The organism is Arthrobacter sp. Y3221157, assembly GCF_059089865.1.
In genome coordinates this window covers 1-3737 of record NZ_JBNHFD010000160.1, presented here as the reverse complement: position 1 = coordinate 3737, position 3737 = coordinate 1, and the positions used below count along the sequence as shown (strand labels likewise).

Sequence of the window (3737 nt, the reverse complement as noted above, 5' to 3'; positions counted from 1 at the left end):
GGAGAGCTCGGCCGGCCGCCGCCCCGCCAGGTCCGCTGCCTCCACTTCCGCCAGCCACCGCCTGGCCTCGCCCTCCGCCGCCCGCCGGGCTACTCCCGCACTCCGCGGCCCGAATGCCACGTTCTCCAGGGCAGTGAGGTGCGGAAACAGCAGGGCTTCCTGCGCCAGCAGGGCGGCGCCCCGGCTGTGCGGCGGAGTCCACCGGTGCGTGGTGCCGTCCAGGTGGAAGAGTGCGCGGCCGTCGAGGTGCGCGCGGCCGGTGTCCGGCTTGAGCAGGCCGGCGATGCTGGACAGCAGGGTGGACTTGCCGGCCCCGTTCGGGCCCATCACCGCCAGCGTTTCGCCCGGCGCCACATCCAGGGCGACATCGAAGCCCCGCTCAGCCACGGCTGCATGGAAGGAGAACGTCACGGAAGGGCCCCTCCTGCCGGGGCGGCCGCCGTCGTCCGTTCATCCGGGGCGTGCCGGGCACCGCCGCGGGGACGGCGGTATGCGAGTGCCACCACGGCCACAGCCACGGCTACGAGGACCAGGGACAGCGCGACGGCGGCGTCCGGGTCCGTCTCGCGCTGCAGGTAGATTTCCAGCGGCAAGGTCCGGGTGACCCCCTGCAGGCTGCCGGCGAAGGTGAGGGTGGCCCCGAACTCGCCCAGGCTGCGGGCGAAGGACAGTACCGCGCCGGACGCGAGGCCGGGCAACATCAGCGGCAGCGTGACACGGCGGAAGACGACGCCGGGCGGCGCGCCGAGCGTGGCCGCCACGGCCTCGTACTTCTGGCCGCCCGTCCGCAGCGCCCCTTCCAGGCTGACCACCAGGAACGGCAGCGCCACGAAGGTCTGGGCCAGGACCACCGCCGTGGTGGAGAAGGCGATCTGCAGTCCGAGCACTTCCAGGGTCCCGCCCAGCAGGCCCTGCCGGCCGAACGTGTACAGCAGTGCGATGCCGCCGACGACGGGCGGCAGTACCAGCGGCAGCAGCACCAGCGAGCGCAGCAGGCCCTGCAGCGGAAAGCGTCCACGGGCCAGCACCAGGGCGAGCGGGACGCCGAGCACGATGCACACCAGCGTGCTGACGGCGGAAGTGCGAAGGCTCAGCCCCAAGGCGGTCACAGCGGACTCCGAAGTAACCAGCGCCAGGAAATTGCTCCACTTGACCCGGCTGACGATGGCCAGCAGGGGAAGGACAATGACCAGGGCTGCCAGGGCTGCAAGGACGTAGAGCCAGCGGGGCACCCCCGTGTAGGCCGTCCCCTTCACCGGGTGCCGGCCCCGAAGCCTGCCCATTCCAGGACCTGCCGGCCTTCGGGGCCGGCCACCAGGTCCACGAACGCGCGGGCGGCTGTGGTGTTCCCGCCGCCTGCCACTGCGGCGACCGGATAGCTGTTGACCACCCCGGCCGCTTCGGGGAACGGAACGCTGTCCACCTTGTCCCCCGCGGAGCGGATGTCCGTGACGTAGACCAGGCCGGCGTCGGCCTCACCGGACACCACCTTGCCCAGCACGTCCGTGACCGAATTTTCCTCGCTGACGGGGTCCAGGTCCGTCCCCTGCTGTTCCGCCACCGCGGCGGCCGCTGCACCGCAGGGCACCTGCACGGCGCAGGTGACGAGGCGTGTGCCTGGCCTGGAGAGGTCGGCGAAGGAGCGGACGCCGGCCGGGTTTCCTGGCGGGACGGCGATGCCAAGGGTGTTGGTGGCGAAGATCCGGGGTTCAGCCTCAAGCAGTCCGGCGGCCCGCAGTTTTTCCATGTTCCTGGTGTCCGCCGAGGCGAAGACGTCCGCGGGGGCGCCCTGGCTGATCTGGGTAGCCAGGTCCGACGAGCCGGCGAAACTCAGGGTGACATCGGTTCCGGGATGCTGCGCCTCAAACATCCGGGCCAGTTCGGTGAAGCTGGATTTCAGCGAAGCGGCAGCAAAGACCGTCAGGGTCCCTTCCGCTCCGCCGGCGGAACTGCTGGAAGCGGCGGTGCCCCCGCCGCAGCCGGCGAGCCCGGCTGCCAGGACAAGTGCCGCCAGCACGCTGCCGGCCTTCCGCCTCACAGGGCGCCCTTTCCCTGCGGGGTTTCGATGATCACGGTGGTGGCCTTCACCACGGCAGTGGCAACGGATCCCGGCTCCAGCCCCAGCTCAGCAACGGCCTCGCTGCTCATCAGGGACACCACCCGGAACGGGCCGCACTGCAGCTCCACCTGGGCCATGACCTTGTCCGCCTTGATGTCCGTCACCAGGCCGATGAACCTGTTCCGGGCCGAACTGCCTGTCCGGTGCGGATCGTCCGGCAGCTGCGCCAGCTTCCGGGCATGCCGGGCGAGCTCCAGCCCGTCGACGGCGAGCCGGCCCGCGTCATCCCGCAGCGGGGTGAGGGAACCGTTGTCCGTCCAGCGGCGGACAGTATCGTCACTGACGCCAAGGAAGCGCGCAGCCTCGGAAACGCGGATAGTGGTCATTCGCCCACTATAGAGCGCATTTGCGGAACGGATCCTGCCTTTCTTCCGCTTTTCCGAATGTGACTGCCTCCCACGGATTGTCAACGGCCGCCCCGCCCGGCACTACTAGACTTCCTCCATGGCCATCTACATCGACCCGCCGCTATGGCCTGCCCACGGCACGCACTTCTCCCACCTGGTCTCGGACACCTCGCTGGCTGAACTCCACGCCTTCGCCGGGGCGGCAGGAATCCCTGGGCGGGCATTCGATGGCGACCATTACGACGTTCCCGAACGCCGTTTCGATGAACTTGTAGCGGCCGGCGCCCTGCCCGTCGAGGGCCGGATGCTGGTCCGCAAGCTGATCTCCAGCGGCCTGCGGATCCCCGCCCGGCAGCGGAACAAGTCGCTCAAGATGCCGCTGCAGCTCCGCTGGGATGCCGTCATGCCCGGCCATGACGCCCTGTTCCTTGACCTGCTGGACCGATGGAGCGAACCGCACCGCCACTACCACGGCTGCACCCACCTGCTCTCGGTGCTCGAATCCCTGGACCTGCTCACCGAACCGGCCGACCCGCCCCGCACCGTCCTCCTGGCTGCCTGGTTCCACGACGCCGTGTACCAGGGGATCCCCCTGCAGGATGAGGAGGAATCCGCCCGGCTCGCGGAGGACCGCCTTCGCGACGCGGGCCTGCCGCCCGACGAGGTGGCACAGGTGGCGCGCCTGGTCCGGCTCACTGGCGATCACCGCCCCGAAGCAGGGGACGACGACGGCGCCCTCCTCTGTGACGCCGACCTGTCAGTCCTCGGCCGGGACCCGGACGAATACGCCCGCTACTTGGCAGCCGTCCGGAAGGACTACGCCCACGTGGGCGACGCCGACTTCGCGGCGGGGCGGGCCGCCGTCGTACGTCGCCTGCTGGAACTGGACCCGCTCTTCCACACCGGCCGGGCGAAGGAGCTGTGGCTGGATGCCGCGCAGCGGAACCTGAAAGGTGAACTGGCATGAACGCCCCGTCCTCGAAGACCCTGCACGTGCATTCCGCAAACGCAGCGCACCGGCAGCTTCCCTACACGGTACGGCTGGAGTGGGGCCTGGACGGCGCCAGGACCGTGGTGCCCGGGGCGGACCTTGCCGTGGTGGTGGACGTCCTGTCCTTCGGCACTTGCGTCAGCGTCGCCCTGGATCGGGGCGGTGAGGTGTTTCCGTACCCCTGGAAGGACACCAGCGCCGAGGATTTCGCGGCCCGCCATCAGGCCCGGTTGGCGGGACCCCGCGACGGCGGCGGGCTCAGCCTGTCCCCCGCCACCCT

The 3737-nt window shown here is 70.4% G+C and carries 5 protein-coding genes and 1 pseudogene; 2 read left to right on the top strand and 4 right to left on the bottom strand.

What is annotated here, in order from left to right; translation table 11 throughout:
• From AC5RTT_RS20130 to AC5RTT_RS20115, 4 genes are all read right to left on the bottom strand, one after another.
• Positions 1-411: ATP-binding cassette domain-containing protein (locus tag AC5RTT_RS20130; protein WP_494146642.1), on the bottom strand; the 411-nt coding region annotated here is incomplete at its 3' end.
• A complete protein-coding gene (locus AC5RTT_RS20125) occupies positions 408-1283 on the bottom strand; it encodes an ABC transporter permease (RefSeq protein WP_494146641.1) in 876 nt (291 codons plus the stop codon). The genes AC5RTT_RS20130 and AC5RTT_RS20125, both read right to left, overlap by 4 nt.
• On the bottom strand, positions 1253-2038 hold the full coding sequence (gene modA / locus AC5RTT_RS20120; RefSeq protein WP_494146640.1) for a molybdate ABC transporter substrate-binding protein: 786 nt from the start codon (positions 2036-2038) through the stop codon (positions 1253-1255). Before modA ends, AC5RTT_RS20125 begins: the two co-directional genes overlap by 31 nt.
• Complete coding sequence (locus AC5RTT_RS20115) at positions 2035-2445, bottom strand: TOBE domain-containing protein (RefSeq protein ID WP_494146639.1); 411 nt, start codon at positions 2443-2445, stop codon at positions 2035-2037. Before AC5RTT_RS20115 ends, modA begins: the two co-directional genes overlap by 4 nt.
• Before the next feature lie 118 nt (positions 2446-2563).
• Between AC5RTT_RS20115 and AC5RTT_RS20110 the strand changes: the two genes are divergently transcribed.
• Complete coding sequence (locus tag AC5RTT_RS20110; protein WP_494146638.1) at positions 2564-3433, top strand: DUF4031 domain-containing protein; 870 nt, start codon at positions 2564-2566, stop codon at positions 3431-3433.
• A pseudogene (locus tag AC5RTT_RS20105) lies at positions 3430-3737 on the top strand (2-phosphosulfolactate phosphatase); the annotation flags it as partial. The gene AC5RTT_RS20110 and the pseudogene AC5RTT_RS20105, both read left to right, overlap by 4 nt.